This window comes from Burkholderia sp. KJ006, from assembly GCF_000262695.1.
Taxonomy (GTDB): domain Bacteria; phylum Pseudomonadota; class Gammaproteobacteria; order Burkholderiales; family Burkholderiaceae; genus Burkholderia; species Burkholderia vietnamiensis.
On sequence record NC_017921.1, the window covers coordinates 366,736 to 384,618 of the forward strand.

At 69.2% G+C, this 17,883-nt stretch carries 19 protein-coding genes and 1 pseudogene; 10 read left to right on the forward strand and 10 right to left on the reverse strand.

The annotated features are described in order from the left end of the window. The first annotated feature begins 128 nt into the window (after nucleotides 1-128). The 4 genes from MYA_RS15755 (at nucleotide 129) to MYA_RS15770 (ending at nucleotide 2,558) form a co-directional block, all read left to right on the forward strand. Nucleotides 129-1,286: a porin gene (locus MYA_RS15755; protein WP_014724126.1), complete on the forward strand. Its 1,158-nt coding sequence runs from the start codon at nucleotides 129-131 to the stop codon at nucleotides 1,284-1,286. A gap of 219 nt (nucleotides 1,287-1,505) precedes the next feature. Then, nucleotides 1,506-1,766 carry a DUF2866 domain-containing protein gene (locus tag MYA_RS15760; RefSeq protein ID WP_011880974.1) on the forward strand — a complete coding sequence of 87 codons (261 nt, stop codon included), beginning with the start codon at nucleotides 1,506-1,508 and terminating at the stop codon, nucleotides 1,764-1,766. A 109-nt stretch (nucleotides 1,767-1,875) separates the two neighbouring features. Next, nucleotides 1,876-2,259, forward strand: coding sequence for a DUF6232 family protein (locus MYA_RS15765; RefSeq protein ID WP_011880975.1), 384 nt, complete (start codon nucleotides 1,876-1,878; stop codon nucleotides 2,257-2,259). A gap of 71 nt (nucleotides 2,260-2,330) precedes the next feature. Next, complete coding sequence (locus MYA_RS15770) at nucleotides 2,331-2,558, forward strand: hypothetical protein (RefSeq protein WP_011880976.1); 228 nt, start codon at nucleotides 2,331-2,333, stop codon at nucleotides 2,556-2,558. A 448-nt stretch (nucleotides 2,559-3,006) separates the two neighbouring features. On the opposite strand, the gene MYA_RS15775 is transcribed toward MYA_RS15770, so the two are convergent. Further along, a complete protein-coding gene (locus tag MYA_RS15775) occupies nucleotides 3,007-3,618 on the reverse strand; it encodes a trimeric intracellular cation channel family protein (protein ID WP_011880977.1) in 612 nt (203 codons plus the stop codon). Between the two features lie 10 nt (nucleotides 3,619-3,628). Further along, complete coding sequence (locus MYA_RS32145) at nucleotides 3,629-3,766, reverse strand: hypothetical protein (RefSeq protein ID WP_233451695.1); 138 nt, start codon at nucleotides 3,764-3,766, stop codon at nucleotides 3,629-3,631. 450 nt (nucleotides 3,767-4,216) lie between these two features. Between MYA_RS32145 and MYA_RS15785 the strand changes: the two are divergent. Then, nucleotides 4,217-5,013: pseudogene (locus tag MYA_RS15785) on the forward strand (aminoglycoside phosphotransferase family protein). Between the two features lie 78 nt (nucleotides 5,014-5,091). Here the strand turns inward: MYA_RS15785 and MYA_RS15790 are convergent. The 4 genes from MYA_RS15790 to MYA_RS15810 form a co-directional block, all read right to left on the reverse strand. Then, complete coding sequence (locus tag MYA_RS15790; RefSeq protein ID WP_034193380.1) at nucleotides 5,092-5,928, reverse strand: bifunctional allantoicase/(S)-ureidoglycine aminohydrolase; 837 nt, start codon at nucleotides 5,926-5,928, stop codon at nucleotides 5,092-5,094. Nucleotides 5,929-6,531: 603 nt separating this feature from the next. Beyond that, nucleotides 6,532-6,969, reverse strand: coding sequence for a hypothetical protein (locus MYA_RS15800; protein ID WP_011880981.1), 438 nt, complete (start codon nucleotides 6,967-6,969; stop codon nucleotides 6,532-6,534). 601 nt (nucleotides 6,970-7,570) lie between these two features. After that, the gene (locus tag MYA_RS15805; RefSeq protein WP_011880983.1) at nucleotides 7,571-7,753 is read right to left on the reverse strand and encodes a hypothetical protein; all 183 of its coding nucleotides are present in this window, start codon (nucleotides 7,751-7,753) and stop codon (nucleotides 7,571-7,573) included. Between the two features lie 254 nt (nucleotides 7,754-8,007). Continuing rightward, nucleotides 8,008-8,427 carry an HIT family protein gene (locus MYA_RS15810; protein WP_011880984.1) on the reverse strand — a complete coding sequence of 140 codons (420 nt, stop codon included), beginning with the start codon at nucleotides 8,425-8,427 and terminating at the stop codon, nucleotides 8,008-8,010. Between the two features lie 252 nt (nucleotides 8,428-8,679). On the opposite strand from MYA_RS15810, the gene MYA_RS15815 reads away from it, so the two are divergent. Beyond that, nucleotides 8,680-10,083 (forward strand): serine hydrolase domain-containing protein, encoded by a 1,404-nt coding sequence (locus MYA_RS15815; RefSeq protein ID WP_014724131.1) that lies wholly within the window; start codon nucleotides 8,680-8,682, stop codon nucleotides 10,081-10,083. Between the two features lie 51 nt (nucleotides 10,084-10,134). Here MYA_RS15815 and MYA_RS15820 read toward each other — a convergent pair whose 3' ends face one another. Continuing rightward, entirely contained in the window at nucleotides 10,135-10,758 is a 624-nt protein-coding gene (locus tag MYA_RS15820; RefSeq protein WP_011880986.1) for a glutathione S-transferase family protein, read from the reverse strand. A gap of 312 nt (nucleotides 10,759-11,070) precedes the next feature. Between MYA_RS15820 and fabV the strand changes: the two genes are divergently transcribed. Then, nucleotides 11,071-12,273 (forward strand): enoyl-ACP reductase FabV, encoded by a 1,203-nt coding sequence (gene fabV / locus MYA_RS15825; protein ID WP_014724132.1) that lies wholly within the window; start codon nucleotides 11,071-11,073, stop codon nucleotides 12,271-12,273. 85 nt (nucleotides 12,274-12,358) lie between these two features. Here fabV and MYA_RS15830 read toward each other — a convergent pair whose 3' ends face one another. Continuing rightward, the gene (locus tag MYA_RS15830) at nucleotides 12,359-12,937 is read right to left on the reverse strand and encodes a membrane protein (RefSeq protein ID WP_014724133.1); all 579 of its coding nucleotides are present in this window, start codon (nucleotides 12,935-12,937) and stop codon (nucleotides 12,359-12,361) included. 41 nt (nucleotides 12,938-12,978) lie between these two features. Next, the gene (locus MYA_RS15835; RefSeq protein ID WP_011880989.1) at nucleotides 12,979-13,512 is read right to left on the reverse strand and encodes a GNAT family N-acetyltransferase; all 534 of its coding nucleotides are present in this window, start codon (nucleotides 13,510-13,512) and stop codon (nucleotides 12,979-12,981) included. A gap of 481 nt (nucleotides 13,513-13,993) precedes the next feature. Between MYA_RS15835 and MYA_RS15840 the strand changes: the two genes are divergently transcribed. After that, entirely contained in the window at nucleotides 13,994-14,470 is a 477-nt protein-coding gene (locus tag MYA_RS15840) for an SRPBCC family protein (protein WP_011880990.1), read from the forward strand. Nucleotides 14,471-14,602: 132 nt separating this feature from the next. After that, entirely contained in the window at nucleotides 14,603-15,241 is a 639-nt protein-coding gene (locus MYA_RS15845) for a 2-hydroxychromene-2-carboxylate isomerase (RefSeq protein ID WP_011880991.1), read from the forward strand. A 15-nt stretch (nucleotides 15,242-15,256) separates the two neighbouring features. On the opposite strand, the gene MYA_RS15850 is transcribed toward MYA_RS15845, so the two are convergent. After that, a complete protein-coding gene (locus MYA_RS15850) occupies nucleotides 15,257-16,240 on the reverse strand; it encodes a LysR family transcriptional regulator (RefSeq protein ID WP_014724136.1) in 984 nt (327 codons plus the stop codon). A 100-nt stretch (nucleotides 16,241-16,340) separates the two neighbouring features. On the opposite strand from MYA_RS15850, the gene MYA_RS15855 reads away from it, so the two are divergent. Next, on the forward strand, nucleotides 16,341-17,573 hold the full coding sequence (locus MYA_RS15855; RefSeq protein WP_034193443.1) for an MFS transporter: 1,233 nt from the start codon (nucleotides 16,341-16,343) through the stop codon (nucleotides 17,571-17,573). The last annotated feature ends 310 nt before the right edge of the window (nucleotides 17,574-17,883 follow it).

Here is a 17,883-nt window from a genome sequence, read left to right on the forward strand (position 1 = left end):
CGTCAGATGACAACGCTGTCACATTCATTAAGTGGTCCGTCGATAAAGTTGCCGCCGGTCCGTGAGAGCGCCCATAGAGAGCGCCGGAGCCGCAACTGTAAAAGCCCTTTACTCGCTCGGAGAATCCTTTGAACAAGAAACTGTTGACCATCGCCATCCTGGCAGCAACGGCCGGTACCGCCCACGCGCAAAGCAGCGTCACGCTGTACGGCGTGATCGACGCCGGCATCAGCTACGTGAACCACAGCACCAAGAGCTCGACCGCGGCCGGCAGCAAGCTGTTCAAGTTCGACGACGGCATCGCGCAAGGCAGCCGCTGGGGCCTGCGCGGCACGGAAGACCTGGGCGGCGGCCTGAAGGCGATCTTCGTGCTCGAAAACGGCTTCAGCGTCGGCACCGGCGCGGCCGGTCAGGGCGGCGCGATGTTCGGCCGCCAGGCTTACGTCGGCCTGAGCCAGACGCAGTACGGCACGCTGACGTTCGGCCGTCAGTATTCGTTCTCGACCGACATCCTCGGCTCGTCCTACTCGACGGGCGGCAACACGGTCGCGGGCAACTACGCGTACCACGTCAACGACGTCGACCAGCTCACGTCGAGCCGCATCAACAACGCCGTGAAGTTCCAGAGTGCGAACTACTCGGGCTTCACGTTCGGCGCGTTGTACGGCTTCTCGAACTCGACCGACTTCGCGGGCGCACCGGGCACGGGCACCACGAACACGGGCGGCTCGTCGCGTGCCTACAGCTTCGGCATGAACTATGCGAACGGCCCGTTCGCGATCGGTGCGGCCTACACGGACATCCGTTACCCGAGCCAGTCGGCGCCGGCGTTCTCGACGACGATCGCGAACCTCGCGCTGTCGAACATCCGCGACCTGCGCACCTACGGCGTGGGCGGCCGCTACGTGTGGGGTCCGGCAACGGCATGGCTGCTGTGGACGCGTACGCAGTTCTCGACGATCTCGGGCGCGAGCGGCACGTTCTTCAACGCATATGAAGGCGGCCTGAAGTATGCATTCACGCCGGCGCTGTCGGCAGCGGCGGGCTATACGTACACGAACGCGACGCGCAACGGCGGCTCGGCTCACTGGAACCAGGGCAACCTCGCGCTCGACTACGCGCTCAGCAAGCGTACGGACGTGTATGGCCTGGTGATCTACCAGGACGCGTCGGGCGACGGCGCGCAAGCGGCGATCGGCTCGAGCACGAGCAGCTACTTCGGCACGTCGGGCACGAACTCGCAGAACCAGCTCGCGGTGCGCGTCGGTATCCGCCACAAGTTCTAAGGCACCCGGCCGACGGTCCGCGCGGTTCGCGGACCCCGCCGGCAAGCAGCGCCCCGCGTGCGGGGCGCTTTTTTATGCGCTTTTAAGTTTCGCTTAATTCTGGGCTGAGAGGATGCTCTCACCCCCCCTGTTGGCCGCCTGAGCATCGGCGGCTTCTTTTTTTTGAGAACCACTACGGCACCGCCAGCAACTGCTCACAAGACAGGATCGGAGGCCATGATGATCGAAGATACCGTTTTCAGCCATCTGCACGCGATTCTGACGCGCCAGCATTCGCTCCCGGTCCAGAGCTGCCGCGTGTCGGTGGAAATGCTGCGGCCGTGGGGTCGCCCGTACCGGCTCGTCGAATGGACGATGCACCTCGACGCGCCCGCGCGGCGCCAGATCGTGCCGGCCGAATCGACCGACGAACAGATCGCCGAAGTCGTCGCGTCGCACGTGCCGGGCCGCCTGTACGGCGACGGCCGGCTGCAGTTCTGACGCCCGCCGAGGCCGGTTGCGCCGCGCGCTTGGGTCGTGCGGCACTCGGTCCCGTTTGACGTGGCAGCGAAGTCTGCTACGCTGCGCGTTTTCGTCCACGCAACACACGATGGAAAACGCATTCAACGAACGCGGCGTGACGATCACGCGCAACGGCCTGTCGGCCGCCGGGCAGGTCTTTCCGCTGCGTGACATTCGCAACGTCGACGTCGTCAAGATTCCGAAAAATCGTCTCGTACCGTGGCTGATCTCGCTGATCGGCGCGGCCGTCGCCGTGGCCGGCGGTATCGGCGCATCGAGCGCCGCGCTGGTGGTCGGCGTGATGCTGGTCGTGGTCGGCTATCTCGCCTGGACCACGCAGGACGTCACGTACCGGCTGATGGTCGAGACGCCCGACGGCAAGCGCGAAGCGCTGTCGAGCGTCGATGTCGAATTCGTCGAGCGCGTCGCCCGCACGGTGCGCGACGCGCGCGCCGCCACGGCCGCCGGCTGATTTCCGTTGGGCGCGCCGAGCGCCTACTATGAAACGAGCGGCACGCCGCCGCATCGTTCGAGGAGGTCGGCATGAACGCCCAATCGCTGTCCGGCATGTTGCGCGCGCAGGAGCTGCTGCTCGTGTCGATGATCCGCGCGCTGCCGCCGGATACACGCAGCGCCGTCGTCGATCTCTATGCGGAGCAGCTCGCGTTCGCCGAGCAAGGCGGGTTCGAAGGTCATGGGGATCGTGCGACGCACGAGGCGTTCATCGCGCATGCGCGCAACCTGTTGATTCGGATCGAATCGTTGGCGTAGTGGGGCGGGCGGATGGTGGGGCAGGCTTCGTGCGGGGCGGTTGGGCCGTGGGGGCGGGTTCGCCGTGTCGCCCGGTTCGCCCGGTTCGCCTCGTTCGCCTCGTTCTCCCCGTTCTCCCGGTTTGCCGGCCCCCGGTCCGCCGGGTTGCCGGGTTGCCGGATTGCCGAGATGGCGGTGTGAGCCAAGCGAACCCCGCCGCCTATGCAGCACGCCGGCGAATCGGCCGTTTTCCGTCCATTTGTCGTGAACGCTCCTCATCTGTAGCGATGTAGGCCATCGTTCGCCGCCTGTTGCGTCGATGACCGCATGTCCAGGGCGCTCGCCATGCCCTCCCCGTATTCAGGCTCCGGCGTGTGACCGGCACGACCGGCACCACCAGCGCGCCGCATCTCCGCATGTCAGCCCCGCTGCCCGAGCAGCGCGCCAAGGTTCGCGCCGGCACGATTGCTCAGCGCTCGACATCCGCGACGGCGAAAGTCCGCAATTTCCATCCGAGTCGCACGGCGAGCATCCGCGTCGCGAAGCCTGCCACGAGCGCGACGATCGTCGCCGGCCCCGCGCCGATACCCAGATACTGCATGCCGACGTACAACCCGCCCGTGAACAATGCGACGCTCGCGTACAGTTCGTCGCGCAGGACCAGCGGCATCTCGTTGCACAGCAGGTCGCGCAGCATCCCGCCGCACACGCCGGTGATCGCACCTGCCAGCACGACGATGATCGGCGCCGCGCCGGTCGACGCGCCGATGTCGCAGCCGATGATCGTGAACGCCGCGAGGCCGATCGCGTCGACGGTCACGAACAGCGTCTTCATCCGTGACAGGTGCCGCGCAGCCCACGACGCGGCGGTCGCGGCCGCGAGCGTGATCAGCAGATAGGCCGGATGCGCGATCCAGCCGAGCGGATAGTGTCCGAGCAGCACGTCGCGCACGGTGCCGCCGCCGAGCGCCGTCACCGCGCCGACCAGCGCGAGGCCGAACCGGTCCATCCCGCGCCGCATGCCCATCAGCGCGCCCGACATCGCTTCCGCAACGATCGCAATCAGATATAGCGTATGCATCGTGCGCGCCTCAGCTTTCGATACGAAACAGGCCGCGCACACGCGCGCGCCCGGCTGCGTCGATCGCGGGCAGCGGCGTTGCCGGCTTGCGTTGCGCGTGGCGCTCGATGGATCCCGAAGCGCCGAGCGCGACGACGCGGCGGATCAAGGGCGCGAAGTCGTCGCTGCGCGTACTGCGCGCGGATCGCGCATGTGCGAAATCGCGTCGGCCGACGCGCGCCACGTACGGCGGCTTCACGGCCACCGATAGGGTTCCGTCGTCGGTAGTCTTCATGTAGTAGTCGGGCGAGACGGTCACCGCGAGCGGGATGCGCCGAACACAGCGGCGCGGCAATGCCGCACACACTCGTGGTCGCGACGATGGATCGGCGGTGCGATGGATCATGCAGGCTCCTGATTCGATGTGGCGACCGCGCGCGCCGCAGCGGCGTTCGTCGATCGCGAAACGCGCGCATTGTCGAAGGGATGCCGCGATACCGGAACATTCTTTAGCCAAACTTTGACTGGCTAAATTTTATTTAGGAAAGGCCGATGCACGGGCCTCAGCCCCGGGCGCCGCGCCCTGCGCACGGGCGGCTTCGCCTGTACCATCGTCTGCATGTTCGACACTTATCTGCGCCGATGGGATCTCGTTCCCGACGGCGGCCCGATCCTCAGCGCGAGCGGCGGCGTGCTGCCGGTCACCCGGCATGCGCAGCCCGCGATGCTGAAGGTCGCGACCTGCGACGAAGAGCGGCGCGGCAACGCGCTGATGACGTGGTGGAACGGCAACGGCGCCGCGCGGGTATGGCTGCACGATCGCGACGCGGTGCTGCTCGAACGCGCATGCGCGACGCCGACGCTGGGCGAGCTGTCGGCCATGACGACGATGCGATCCGCATCGCGTGCGACGCCGTCGCGCGGCTGCATGCGCATCGCGCGCCGCAGCCGCCCGCGACGGTGCCGCTGCGCGACTGGTTCCACGCATTGCTCGCGCACGCGCGCGACGACGGCCACGACGAAGTGCTGCGCGTGTCGGCCGAGATAGCCCAGCGGCTGCTGGCCGCCCCCGTCGACGAAGCCGTGCTGCACGGCGACATCCATCACGGCAACGTGCTGAACTTCGGCGATCGCGGCTGGCTCGCGATCGACCCGAAGGGCCTGCACGGCGAGCGCGCATTCGACTATGCGAACCTGTTCTGCAATCCCGCGCACGACCTCGCGGTCGATCGCGCGCGCTTCGAGCGCCGTGTGGCGCTCGTCGCCGACGCCGCGCAGATCGACCGGCAACGGCTGCTGCAATGGATCGTCGCGTGGGCCGGGCTGTCCGCGGTGTGGTCGATCGACGACGGACGAACGGCCGATACGCCGCTGCAGGTCGCGATGCTGGCCGCCGGTTCCCTCGGCCTGAAGTAGCACGCGACGCACACGCCCCGTATCACCCAAAAAGACGCCGGCATGCGCCGGCGTTTCCTCCGATCCGACGCGCGATGCTCAGCGCGCGGGATTCAGCGTCAGGTTCATGTGGCGGTTCACGTCCTTGTACAGCAGATAGCGGAAGCGGCCCGGCCCGCCCGAATAGCACGCCTGCGGGCAGAACGCGCGCAGCCACATGAAGTCGCCCGCTTCCACCTCGACCCAGTCCTGGTTCAGGCGATAGACGGCCTTGCCTTCGAGCACGTACAAGCCGTGCTCCATCACGTGCGTCTCGGCGAATGGAATCACGCCGCCCGGCTCGAACGTCACGATGTTCACGTGCATGTCGTGACGCATGTCGCTCATGTCGACGAAACGCGTCGTCACCCATGCGCCGTTGGTGCCCGGCATCGGAATCGGCTCGACCTCCTGCTCGTTGGTCACGAACGCGTCCGGCAGTGCGATGCCGTCGACGGCCTGATAGTGCTTGCGAATCCAGTGGAAACGCACCGCGGCATCGCTGACGTTGTGCAGCGTCCAGTCGGCGCCCGGCGGAATGAACGCATAGCCGCCCGGCTTCAGCGTGTGCTGCTTGCCCTGCAGCGTCAGCTCGGCCTCGCCCTCGACGACGAACAGCACGGCTTCGGCGTTGCGGTCCTGCTCGGGCTTGTCGCTGCCGCCGCCGGGATTCACTTCGACGATGTACTGCGAGAAGGTCTCGGCGAAACCCGACAGCGGGCGCGCGATCACCCACAGGCGCGTGTGGGTCCAGAACGGCAGCCAGCTCGTCACGATGTCGCGCATCACTCCCTTCGGAATGACCGCGTACGCCTCGGTGAACATCGCGCGATCGGTCAGCAGATCGGTCTGCGGCGGGTGGCCGCCATGCGGCGCGTAATACGTAGTCTTCGACATAAGGCATCCAGGCAATGGGTTGGTCCAACGTCCGCTGCGCAACGCGGCCGCGTCGCACGACAGCGCCTTCGTTCGGTCGGACAGGCTTCGCGACGGGGCCGTGCGCGGATCCGGGCGCGCGCCGATGCTTGCCGCTCCGCACACGCTCGGCGTCACGCGGGACGGGATCGGGACGGCAACGCTCGATTCCGTACGCGGGCAGCGCTGACGATAGCGAAGTCGATTGCGATCGACCAATTAAATGTTGCGATGCCTTTCATTCGATTCCGCACTACCGGTGCCGAGGCTCGTCGAGCGCGAGTTGTGCGCGTCGGGGGGAATCGTGACGGTGTCGGCGGACATCGGGCTCTGTGCCGAGCAGTTGCATGGATGTGCGCGCGTATGCCGAACGGCTACAAGGGAACGTAGCGCGCGATGTCGTCGAAGAGGAGAAGGTACGGCAGGAGGGAATGCGCCGGACAATCGAGCGTAGCCGGGGAAGGACTGCGGAGGAACGACAAGACTGTAGGTTTCGTCGGCGACGGCGGCCTCTGCGAGGCCGCCGCGCCTGCCGGATCGGGCGCGCCGGTGCGCGCGTCGCGCACCGTGCGAGGCCCGTCGCGATCAGTCCCAGTCGCGGTGATGACGGTGCTTGCGGTGGCGATAGCCGCGATCGCCATGGTCGCGGTCGTACGAGCTGCGCGACAGGTTGCCGCCGAGCGCCGCGCCGGCGCCGCCGCCGACGGCCGCGCCCAGCAGGCCGCCCGTGCGGCCGCCCATTGCGTTGCCCGCCGCGGTGCCTGCGCCGCCGCCGAGCGCGCCGCCGATGATCGCGCCGGTGCGCTCGCGACGGTTCGACGTCACCGCGCCACCCGCGCCGCCGCCGATCGCGCCGCCGATCACGGAACCCGTGCTGCCGCCGACTGCGCCGCCGACCGCTGCGCCGGCAACCCCGCCGAGCGCGCCGCCAAGCGCATTGTTCAGGTCACCGGCCATTGCCGGCACTGCAGTCGCGCCGGTCAGCACGGCGACGACGAGAGCGGGGGCGATTTTCTTCCACATTCCCGTATTCTTCCTTGTTCGCAATCTGGTTATTGAAGGTCCGCTCGCTACCACGATCCGAACCGGTCGGCGTCGACTCCGGCATTGTGCGGAACCGCGACCAATTCATTTCAATGAGCTTGCGGCGAAGAATAGCACCGCTCGCAGGTCCTTGCCGCCGTCATTCGGTAACAAGTTGTTCGCCGAAACGGAACCGGAAAAGCTTGCCGAAAATCGGCCGCGAAGGCCCGTCTGACGGGGCTCCGCCGGCGGCCGCCCACGGTTTCCGCGCGGGCCGGAACGGGCGCGAGGCATCGCTTCGGACACACGTGGCAACACATCGGCGCAGCCGCACGCGGCAGCAACGATCGCGCGACACGCGGAGTCCGATCGACGCGCGCGATGCGCTACGCGCGCATTGCGCTTTCGTCGCAGCGGCTGCCTGCGGCGGGCGGAATCCACGTGAAGAATAGGACGAGGCGCAGCCGGCTCGATGAACGAGCAAGCCGTCGATGGCTCGGGCGACAGAGTTGGGATGGATGGCGCGACGTACCAAGAACGCGGCGTCACGACGCGCAGCAATGCGGCAATGCGGCAACGCCGGCTCGACACGGCCGCGCGATCAGCGGATGCGGAAGTGGCCGCCGATGCCGACGCTGACCGCCGGCGCGTAATAGGCCGGCGCATAACCGTAATAGGCGGGCGCATAGCCGTACGCGGGCGCGGGCGCGTAGCCGTAAGGCGGCGCGACATAGCAGCCGGACAGGCCGGCGATCAGCGCAAACGAGATGAGGACTTTGTACATGGCTCGACTCCGGCGAAAAGAACGCATCGCACCGCGCGAGCGCCGTGCCGTCGCGGCGCGCGACCGTACGGCCGCATGCGCCGATCCGCGTTGCCGTCGCCCGGTGTAGCGATGCGCGGAGTCTAGCGCCGGCCTCCGCGGGAGGCGTTTCGCTGGCCGTTACAGGTGTTACCGGGCGTCACCGCGGAAACAGTCGCGGCGGGCGGCGCGGCGCGCGCGTGCTCGCGCGCTGGCCGGAGCGAGCCGCGCGGCCGTTACACGAAACGTGCGCGGATGCGCTGCGCGAGGGCTTCCAGCGTCGCCGCATCGGCGAAGTCGCGCGCGTGCATCCGCAACTCGACGCCTTCCCAGCGCGGAATCACGTGGAAATGCACGTGCGGGACCGTCTGGCCCGCAGCAGCACCGTTGAACTGGCCGATGAACATGCCGTCCGGGCCGAGCGCGTCGCGCACGGCCGCCGCGACGCGCTGCGTCATGCGGATGCTCGCCGCGGCCGCGTCGCCGGACAGCTCGAAGAGCTGCGCGGCCGGCTCCTTCGGGATCACGAGCACGTGCCCGTCGGCCTGCGGCATGACGTCCATGATCGCGACGGTGGCGTCGTCTTCGGCGATCTTCACGCACGGCAATTCGCCGCGCAGGATCCTGGCAAACGGGTTGTTGTTGTCGTAGGACATTGCGTTTTCCGGTTTCTGGATTGGGTTCGAGGGGTAACGATGCCGGTCGATTATCGACCGGCCGCCGTCCGCAGTTCAACCTGCGCATCTCCGGCGCGCGTTTGCCGGCTTGCCGGTCGCGCCATCGCACGTGCAGCGACGCGCGATGCACGCTGCCGCCGTTCGTCACGCGCGCGCGATTGCACCGCGTCGCCCGAACCTGCGACACTGCCGGATCGTTGCCGGCCGGCACGCCACCGAGGACGCTCGCGCATGACGCTCCCGTTCAAATCGCTGATCCTGCGCGGCGCCGCCGTCGCAGTCGCCGTCACGCTCGGCTATGCGGGCTACATGCTGTCGCGGCTCGCGCCGATCGCCACCGGCTATGCGGCCAAGGCGCTGTGTTCGGGCGTGTTCGTGTCGGGCCGTCCGGCCGCATCGGTGATCGACGTCGACATCATGGCCGGCGTTCATCCGCTGCTGAAGCTCGTGCGTCCGTCGCTCGATCCGGAGCATCGGCGCGCGGTCGCGACGTTCGCCGGTTTCGCGCGACGCGAGGCCGACTTCCGGCCAGGGCTCGGCTGCACGCTCGCGCTCGGCCCGGCGCACGATGTGCTGCCGGCCGCGCTGCCGCCCGTTGCCGATCCGCCGCACGCCGTGGCCGTAGCCGCGCCGGCCGCCCTATCGGGCATCGACACCGGCAAGCTGCAGCACGCGCTCGACCGCGCCTTCGACGAACCCGATCCGGCGCGGCTGCGGCGCACGCGCGCGGTCGTCGTGATGTGGCGCGGCCAGGTGATCGCCGAACGTTATGCGCCCGGCTTCACCGCCGACACGCCGCTGCCCGGCTGGTCGATGACGAAGACCGTGACGGCCGCGCTGGTCGGCATGCTGGTCGCGCAGCACCGGCTGTCGCCGCAGGCGGCGGCGCTGCTGCCCGAATGGCGCGGCAGCGGCGACCCGCGCGCGGCGATCACGCTCGACGAACTGCTGCGCATGACGAGCGGCCTGCGATTCAACGAGGACTACGACGACCCGCTGTCCGACGTCGCGGTGATGCTGTTCACGCAGCCCGACACCGCGCGCTTCGCATCCGCGATGCCGCTCGCCGCGCGACCGGGCACGCAGTGGCAGTACTCGAGCGGCACGAGCGCGATCGTCGCGCGTGTGATGCGCGCAGCGATGGGCGGCAGCGACGCCGATTACCTCGCCTTTCCGCGCCGCGCGCTGTTCGCGCCGCTCGGGATGCGCAGCGCGGTGTTCGAGCCCGATGCGGCCGGCACGCTCGGCAGCGCGTCGTTCATGTATGCGAGCGCGCGCGACTGGGCGCGCTTCGGCCAGTTGCTGCTGCAGGACGGCGTATGGGACGGCCGGCGGCTGTTGCCGGCAGGCTGGGTGCGCTACCTGACGCGCCCGACGCCGCTGTCGACGCGCGGCGAATTCGGCGCGCACCTGTGGGTCAAGGTGCCAGAGCCGTTCGACGCTCACGATGGAGCCGCGCGCGCGCTGCCGGCCGACGCGTTTCATGCGGTCGGCCATGAAGGCCAGTTCGTGAGCGTGGTGCCGAGCCGCCAGCTGGTAGTCGTGCGGCTCGGGCTGTCGCGGCCGGAATCCGCGTGGAATCACGACGCGTTTCTCGCGCGCGTGCTGCAGGCGGTGCCGGCGGCGGGCCGATGACGTTGCAACGTCGCAGCACGCGGCCGCACGCGCGCGACGCCGCGTGCATCGTTACGGGTTCGCGCTGCCCGCGTACTTCTTGAAGCCCTCGCGCGTCGCCAGACGCTCGACGTAGCGCTGCACCGCCGGCAGATCGGGACGCTCGAACGGCGTGCCGAACCAGCGGTTCACCGACAGGCCGATCGGAATGTCGGCGAGCGTGAAGTGCTCGCCGGCAACGAACGCATCGGTCGCGTCGAGGTGCGCGTTCAGCACCTGCATGTGGTTGGTCCAGCCGGCGATCGACTGCGCGATCGCGGCCGGGTCCTGATGCTGCGGCGACTTGCGCACGAGGCCGAGGAACGCGCCGACCCACGAACGGTTCAGGTCCGACGCCTGCCAGTCGATCCACTGATCGACCCGCGCGCGAGCGCGCGGGTCGGCCGGATACAGCGCGTCGTCGCCGTAGCGGTTCGCCAGATAGCGGATGATCGCGTTCGATTCCCACAGCACGAAATCGTCGTCCTTGATGACCGGGACGAGGCCGTTCGGATTCAGCGCCAGATAGGCGGGGTCGTTGGTCGAGCGAAAACCCGAGCCCCAGTCTTCCTGCTCGAACGGCAGGTCGAGTTCGGTGCACAGCCACAGCACCTTGCGCACGTTGATGGACGGAATCTTGCCGAGGATCTGCAGCATGCGGGCTCCTTGTGAGGGTCGAGAGCGGAGCGGTCGGCCGGCACGGCGCGGCCGAACGCGGTCACGTCGGATTTATACACGAGCGCGCGGAAATCGACAGCGCGCGCTCGTGAAATCGGCGTTTCCGCCGCCGTCGCGCCGCCCGCATCGGCCCGGCTACGCGCCGCGGCACGCACGCGCCGCGGCGGTCCGACCCGACGCTCGCAAGCGCCGCCCTGTTCCCACCGCGCCCGCCGCGCCCGCCGCTTCCATTACAATGCGCGGGATTTTTCCGTTTTCAGGCCGTCCCTGCCTTTCTGACAAGAGGATTTCATGATCATCAAACCGCGCGTGCGTGGCTTCATCTGCGTGACCACTCATCCGGTCGGCTGCGAGGCCAACGTCAAGGAACAGATCGACTACGTGACTTCGCACGGCCCGATCGCCAACGGCCCGAAGAAGGTGCTCGTGATCGGCGCGTCGACCGGCTACGGCCTCGCGGCCCGGATCTCGGCCGCCTTCGGCTCGGGCGCGGACACGCTCGGCGTGTTCTTCGAGCGCGCCGGCAGCGACACCAAGCCGGGCACCGCCGGCTGGTACAACAGCGCCGCGTTCGAGAAATTCGCCGCCGAAAAGGGGCTCTATGCGCGCAGCATCAACGGCGACGCGTTCTCCGACAAGGTCAAGCAGATCACGATCGACACGATCAAGCAGGACCTCGGCAAGGTCGATCTGGTCGTCTACAGCCTGGCCGCGCCGCGCCGCACGCATCCGAAGACGGGCGAGACGATCAGCTCGACGCTGAAGCCGGTCGGCAAGTCGGTGACGTTCCGCGGCCTCGACACCGACAAGGAAACGATCCGCGAGGTGACGCTCGAGCCGGCGACGCAGGAAGAGATCGACGGCACCGTCGCCGTGATGGGCGGCGAGGACTGGCAGATGTGGATCGACGCGCTCGCCGACGCCGGCGTGCTGGCCGACGGCGCGAAGACCACCGCGTTCACGTATCTCGGCGAGCAGATCACGCACGACATCTACTGGAACGGCTCGATCGGCGAGGCGAAAAAGGATCTCGACAAGAAGGTCGTGTCGATCCGCGAGAAGCTCGCCGTGCATGGCGGCGACGCGCGCGTGTCGGTGCTGAAGGCCGTCGTCACGCAGGCGAGCTCGGCGATCCCGATGATGCCGCTGTACCTGTCGCTGCTGTTCAAGGTGATGAAGGAAAAGGGCACGCACGAAGGCTGCATCGAGCAGGTGTACGGGCTGCTGAAGGACAGCATGTACGGCGCGACGCCGCACATCGACGACGAAGGCCGGCTGCGCGCGGACTACAAGGAGCTCGATCCGCAGGTGCAGGCGCAGGTCGTCGCGATGTGGGACAAGGTCACGAACGACAACCTGTACGAGATGACCGACTTCGCCGGTTACAAGACCGAGTTCCTGCGTCTGTTCGGCTTCGAGATCGCCGGCGTCGACTACGACGCGGACGTGAACCCGGACGTGAAGATCCCCGGCATCATCGACACGACGGCCTGACGGCCGATGCCCGCCGCGTGCGCATGCGTGCGGCGGGCCGTGTCGGCGCGGACGTCATCGCGTTCGCCGCCGCAGCGCGGTCGCTTCACTGGACGGCCGCTGCGGCATCCCACAGCGGCTGCCGGCCGAGCGCCGTATGCCATGCATCGAAACGCGTGCGCCACGATTCGAACGGCTCGGTCAGCGGGTGACGCGGATCGCCGCTGAGCGAATACGCCATTCCCTCGATCAGCCAGCGCGGCTTGGTCGCGACCGCCAGATTGCCGAGCGCTTCCGCCTGCCGATGGTGGATCAGCTCGTGCGCCACGAAGTAGGTCTGCCAGCCGCGCGGCGCGAAGACCACGCCGAAGTCTCCCAGCGTCAATGCCGCGCGTTCGCCGAGGCCGAACCGGTCGGCACACGCGCGCGTCGAGCAGAACACGACGCGCGGCGCCGAGCGGAATGCGCCGGTCACCGCCGCCGCGCGCGCGTAACCGTCGCGATAGAGCTGCCGCGCCTCGCCGAGCTTCGCGGGATCGTCGATGCAGATGTCGGCGCCCGCGCACGACACGCCGGGAACCAGCGCGGGCGCGATCACGCGCAACGGCTTGACGAGCGCCCACGCGGCGACGGGCAACGCGACGAGCAGGCCCGCGAGGGCAACGGCGATGGGGGTGCGTTTCATCGGGGCGGGGTTCCTTGGTGGGAAGGGGAATGTTCTCTGCATCACGACACAAGCTGCTTGTGAAAATACGTGGTCGCGCACGGCGTGCCGTCGGGCATCAGCGCGTAGTTCGGCACGACGCCGACGCGCTGCCAGCCGGCTCGCTCGTACAGGCGTTCGGCATCGCCGCCCGTCACCGTGTCGAGCACGAGCACGGTCTTGCCGGCTTCGCGTGCGGCGTGGTCGGCGGCGGCCAGCAGCTTCGCGGCGATGCCCTGCCGACGCGCGCGGCGGGACACGAGCATCTTCGCGACGTCGGCGCGATGCGGCTGGTTCTCCGCTTGCGCGGTCACGATCTGCACGGTGCCGACGATGCGCGCGGCCGCGTCCTCGGCGACGAGCAGGATGCGCTCGCCGCGCGCCACGCCTTCGGCAACCTGCTTCCAGAATGCAACGGCCGTCGCGCGCGCGATCGGCAGCATGAAGCTCACGGACGCGCCGCCCTCGACGCAGTCGATCAGCACGTCGGCCAGCGCATCGACGCACGCATGTGCTTCGCGCGCGTCGACGCGACGCACGGTGACAGGTTCGGTCATTCCTTCTCTCTCCGGAAGTCAGGCGGGCGGCATGCGCCCGATCGAAGCCGACGACGGCATGCGCGCGAAGGCGCGCACGGGACGGCCCGCGTCCGCCAATACGGCGCCGAGCCGGGCCGCCGAGTGATGCCGCCCCGTCATGCTACGCGAACCGACGATGCATCGCCTATGCTCGCTGCACGACCCACTTTCAGCGATGTATCGCAGGCGCCGGCCGCCAGGTCGATGCGTTGAGCGTTGCTGCGCCGACAACGGCGCGCGGACCATTCCGGCGCTGGCCGCACCGTTCGATATGACGCGACCGTCGTCCTGAAGCGTGTCGCAGCGCCCCCGCCCTGGCGCGATCCGCGAATCGGAACGCTCGCGGCCCTGCAAGCGGCTCGTCATTGCGAGACGCCTGCCGCGCGCCTACGATGCGTGAAAGAAGCACGACGACACGCCGTCGCCGGCGTGCACCGTCACGCGCTTCGCAGGAGGCGACATGCTGCACATGCACACGCATTCGACCCGGGTCAGCCGGCACCTGAACGCACCGCGCGGACGCGTCTACCGCGCATTGCTCGACCCGCACGCGGTCGAACGATGGAAGGTGCCCGACGGCATGACGTGCCGCGTGCACGCCTACGACGCGCGCGAAGGCGGTGCGCTGCGCGTGTCGCTCAGCTACGACGCGCCGTCGGACGGCACCGGCAAGACCACCGCGCACACCGACACTTATCACGGCCGCTTCGTGACGCTCGTGCCCGACGAGCGGATCGTCGAGATCGACGTGTTCGAAACCGACGATCCGCTGCTGCGCGGCGCGATGACGGTCACGATCACGCTGTCCGACGAAGCGGGCGGCACGCGCGTCGAGGCCGTGCACGACGGCGTGCCGCCCGGCGTGCCGGCCGCCGACAACGAGACCGGCTGGCGGATGGCACTCGCGAAGCTCGCGGCGCTCGTCGAGCACGGGTGAGCCGGCCCGCAGCACACACAGCCGGCAGCGCGAAAGCCCGCCGCATGCGACACTGGCCGCCGCTGCGTGCAGCGCGCCGCCCGCCGGCGCGCTGCCCGTGCCCGCCTTCCGACTCCGCACAAGGGACCGACGATGAACGCCACGCGCACCGCCACCTGGTATTTCGATTTCGTTTCGCCGTTCGCCTATCTGCAGCAGGAACGCTTCGACACGTTGCCGCCCGGCATCGTCTTCGAGCCCAAGCCGATCGTGCTCGGCGCGCTGCTCGCGCACTGGGGACAGAAAGCGCCGGCCGAGATTGCGGCGAAGCGCGTGTTCACCTACCGCCACGCGCAATACCGCGCGGACAAGCTCGGCATTGCGTTCCGGATGCCGCCCGCGCATCCGTTCAACCCGATCCGGCCGCTGCGGCTCGCGATCGCGATGGGCGGCTCGCCCGACGCGATCCGGCGCATCTTCCGGCACATCTGGCGCGACGGCAACGACGTGTCGACACCGGACGGCTTCGCCGCGCTGTGCGAGGCGGTCGGCTTCCCGGACGGCGTGACGGCCGTCGACGCGCAACCGGTGAAGGACGCGCTGCGCGCGAACACCGACCGGGCGATCGCGCACGGCGTGTTCGGCGTGCCGACCTTCGAACTCGACGGCGACCTGTTCTGGGGCGAGGACGCGACCGACATGTTCGTCGACTGCGCGACGTCGCGCGCGTGGCTCGACTCGCCCGAAGTGCGCCGCATCAGCACGCTGCCGGAAGGCCTCCGGCGCGGCTGACGGCGCGCCCGGCGCCTACGCGCCGCGGTCTTCGACGAGGGGCGGCACCGCGTCGCGCATCATCGCGACGAAGCGCACGAGCCGCGACGGATAGAACTGCGCATGCGGATAGGTCAGGTACACCGGCAGCGGCGACGCCTGCCAGTCGGGCGCGAGATGCACGAGTTCGCCGCGTGCGAGATGATCGGCGAGCAGCCACGACGAGCCGACGCATGCGCCGACGCCGAGCAGCGCAGCGCTGCGCAGCGCGTACAGGTTCTCGGTCGTGACGCGCGGACGGATCGCGATGCGTCGCGTGTCGCCGGTGACGGCGTGCGTCAGCGTGAGTTCGTTCCGGTAATAGGTGCGCAGCGCGAGCCACGGCAACGCGGCGAGCGCGTCGGGATCGGCCGGCACGGCCGCGCGATCGAGCACCGACGGCGCGGCCACCACGAAGCGCGGCACCTTCGTCAGCCGGATCGCGACGACGCCCGGGTCGCTCGGCTCACCCACCTGGATCGCGCAGTCGATGCCGCTGCCGACGAAGTCGCGCACCTCGTCCTGCAGCAACCATTCCACCGAGACGCGCGGATAGTCGCGCAGGAACTGCGCTAGCGGCGCGACGAAGCGCTCCTGCCCGAACGCATGCGGCACCGCGACCCGCAGCAGCCCGTCCGGCTCCTCCTGCGCGCCGCGCAGGTCGGCCTCGAAGGCGGCCCAGCCGGCCAGCAGCTCCTTTGCGCGCGTGAAGCAGCGTTCGCCGTCGACGGTCAGCCGCATCGCATGCGTCGTGCGCTGCAGCAGCCGCATGCCGAGCGAGCGCTCGAGCGCCTGCAGCCGCCGGCTGACGGTCGGCTGCGTCGTGTGCAACTGCGCGGCGGCCGCCGACAGGCTGCCGGCTTCGACTATGCGCACGAACGTTTCCATCAGCTCGAAACGGTAGCCTGCGCCGTCGACCGGAACCGTCTCGAGGCGCGGAGACCGGCCAGCAGCGGGCGAATCGGAGATTTCGTCTGTCATTCGCGCAGCGTATAACAAATGTGCGCCGCGCGGTACTACCCACGCCTGGCGGCAATCGGCACACTGCGTTCCATCCGTTACCCGAACCAGGATGCACGCGATGTCCACCCCCACCCATCTCGCCGCCGCGCCCCGCGCGGCTCACGCGCCGGCCCATGCGGCCGCTGCGTCTCTGCCCGACCGCCGGCTCGTGATGCTGCTGGCCGCGGCGGCCGGCCTCGGCGTTGCGCCGCTCTATTACGCTCAGCCGATGCTCGCCGCGCTCGGCGCCGACGTCGGCGCATCGGCCCGCGCGATCGGCTTCGTGCCGACGCTGACGCAGCTCGGCTATGCGCTCGGCATCCTGCTGCTCGCGCCGCTCGGCGATCGCTTCGACCGACGCCGCGTGATCGTGTCGAAGGCCGCCGCGCTGGTCGTCGCCCTGTTGCTCGCCGCGTTCGCGCCGTCGCTCGGGCTGCTGCTGGCCGCCAGCTTCGCGATCGGCCTGACCGCGACGATGGCGCAGGACGTCGTGCCGGCCGCCGCGACGCTCGCGCACGACGCCCATCGCGGCCGCATCGTCGGCACGGTGATGACGGGGCTGCTGCTCGGCATCCTGCTGTCGCGCGTCGTCGCCGGCTTCGTCGCCGAAACGATCGGCTGGCGCGCGATGTTCGCGCTCGCGGCCGCGAGCGTCGCCGCGATCGGCGTGATCGCCGCACGCGGGTTGCCGCGCTTCGAGCCAGCCACGCAGCTGTCCTACCGCGCGCTGATCGCGTCGCTCGGCGAACTGTGGCGCCGTCATCCCGCGCTGCGCCGTGCGGCGCTCGCGCAAGGGCTGCTGGCCGTCGGCTTCAGCGCGTTCTGGTCGACGCTCGCGGTGATGCTGCACGGCGCGCCGTTCCATCTCGGCAGCGCGGCCGCCGGCGCATTCGGCCTCGCCGGCGCGGCGGGCGCACTGGCCGCGCCGATCGCCGGACGCCTGGCCGATCATCATGGCCCCGAGCGCGTCACGCGGATCGGCATCGCGATCGCGACGGTGTCGTTCGCCGCGATGGGCGCCGCGCCGCTGATGACGCCGCATGCACAGCTCGCGCTGCTCGCCGCGGCGACGATCGGCTTCGACCTCGGCGTGCAGGCCACGCTGATCGCGCATCAGGCGATCGTCTACCGGATCGATCCCGCGTCGCGCAGTCGCCTGAACGCCGTGCTGTTCGTCGGCATGTTCATCGGGATGGCGGCCGGCGCCGCGGCGGGCAGTGCGTTGCTCGCGCAGTTCGGCTGGAATGCGGTGATCGTGCTGGCCGTCGCGACGTCGGTCGCGGCGCTCGCCGTGCGGATGTGGCGCCGGTAATTCTTCCGCGTAGCGCGGATACGAAGCGGGCAGGCTCGACGGCCTGCCCGCTTTTTTTATTTTCTTTCGCGGGTCGCACGGGGCGCCGCCGCGCGACAGCCGGGCGCGGCCGGCGCGCCCGGTCCGCTCATCCGGTGCAAGGTCGACGGCACGTCGCCCGCTCGGCAGTCCGGCCGATTATTTTTCCGCGCGCCCCGATGGTTGCTCCTGCAACCGTATGACGATTTCGCGGAGCCGCGCCGCACGGCGTCGAGCAATCCGGCCCCATCGAAAAACCGCATTTTCTCCGGGAATTCCCGGTATTTTTTCC

What these genes read in the sequence shown, in the direction of transcription:
- MYA_RS15820 (WP_011880986.1), bottom strand. Translation starts at nt 10,758, where the DNA reads ATGCTGCAGATCCTCGGCAAGATTCCGTCCATCAACGTGCGCAAGGTG.
- MYA_RS15790 (WP_034193380.1), bottom strand. Translation starts at nt 5,928, where the DNA reads ATGTCGAAGACTACGTATTACGCGCCGCATGGCGGCCACCCGCCGCAG.
- MYA_RS15815 (WP_014724131.1), top strand. Translation starts at nt 8,680, where the DNA reads ATGACGCTCCCGTTCAAATCGCTGATCCTGCGCGGCGCCGCCGTCGCA.
- MYA_RS15800 (WP_011880981.1), bottom strand. Translation starts at nt 6,969, where the DNA reads ATGTGGAAGAAAATCGCCCCCGCTCTCGTCGTCGCCGTGCTGACCGGC.
- MYA_RS15855 (WP_034193443.1), top strand. Translation starts at nt 16,341, where the DNA reads ATGTCCACCCCCACCCATCTCGCCGCCGCGCCCCGCGCGGCTCACGCG.
- MYA_RS15830 (WP_014724133.1), bottom strand. Translation starts at nt 12,937, where the DNA reads ATGAAACGCACCCCCATCGCCGTTGCCCTCGCGGGCCTGCTCGTCGCG.
- MYA_RS15835 (WP_011880989.1), bottom strand. Translation starts at nt 13,512, where the DNA reads ATGACCGAACCTGTCACCGTGCGTCGCGTCGACGCGCGCGAAGCACAT.
- fabV (WP_014724132.1), top strand. Translation starts at nt 11,071, where the DNA reads ATGATCATCAAACCGCGCGTGCGTGGCTTCATCTGCGTGACCACTCAT.
- MYA_RS15805 (WP_011880983.1), bottom strand. Translation starts at nt 7,753, where the DNA reads ATGTACAAAGTCCTCATCTCGTTTGCGCTGATCGCCGGCCTGTCCGGC.
- MYA_RS15765 (WP_011880975.1), top strand. Translation starts at nt 1,876, where the DNA reads ATGGAAAACGCATTCAACGAACGCGGCGTGACGATCACGCGCAACGGC.
- MYA_RS15775 (WP_011880977.1), bottom strand. Translation starts at nt 3,618, where the DNA reads ATGCATACGCTATATCTGATTGCGATCGTTGCGGAAGCGATGTCGGGC.
- MYA_RS15840 (WP_011880990.1), top strand. Translation starts at nt 13,994, where the DNA reads ATGCTGCACATGCACACGCATTCGACCCGGGTCAGCCGGCACCTGAAC.
- MYA_RS15810 (WP_011880984.1), bottom strand. Translation starts at nt 8,427, where the DNA reads ATGTCCTACGACAACAACAACCCGTTTGCCAGGATCCTGCGCGGCGAA.
- MYA_RS15760 (WP_011880974.1), top strand. Translation starts at nt 1,506, where the DNA reads ATGATCGAAGATACCGTTTTCAGCCATCTGCACGCGATTCTGACGCGC.
- MYA_RS15770 (WP_011880976.1), top strand. Translation starts at nt 2,331, where the DNA reads ATGAACGCCCAATCGCTGTCCGGCATGTTGCGCGCGCAGGAGCTGCTG.
- MYA_RS15850 (WP_014724136.1), bottom strand. Translation starts at nt 16,240, where the DNA reads ATGACAGACGAAATCTCCGATTCGCCCGCTGCTGGCCGGTCTCCGCGC.
- MYA_RS15845 (WP_011880991.1), top strand. Translation starts at nt 14,603, where the DNA reads ATGAACGCCACGCGCACCGCCACCTGGTATTTCGATTTCGTTTCGCCG.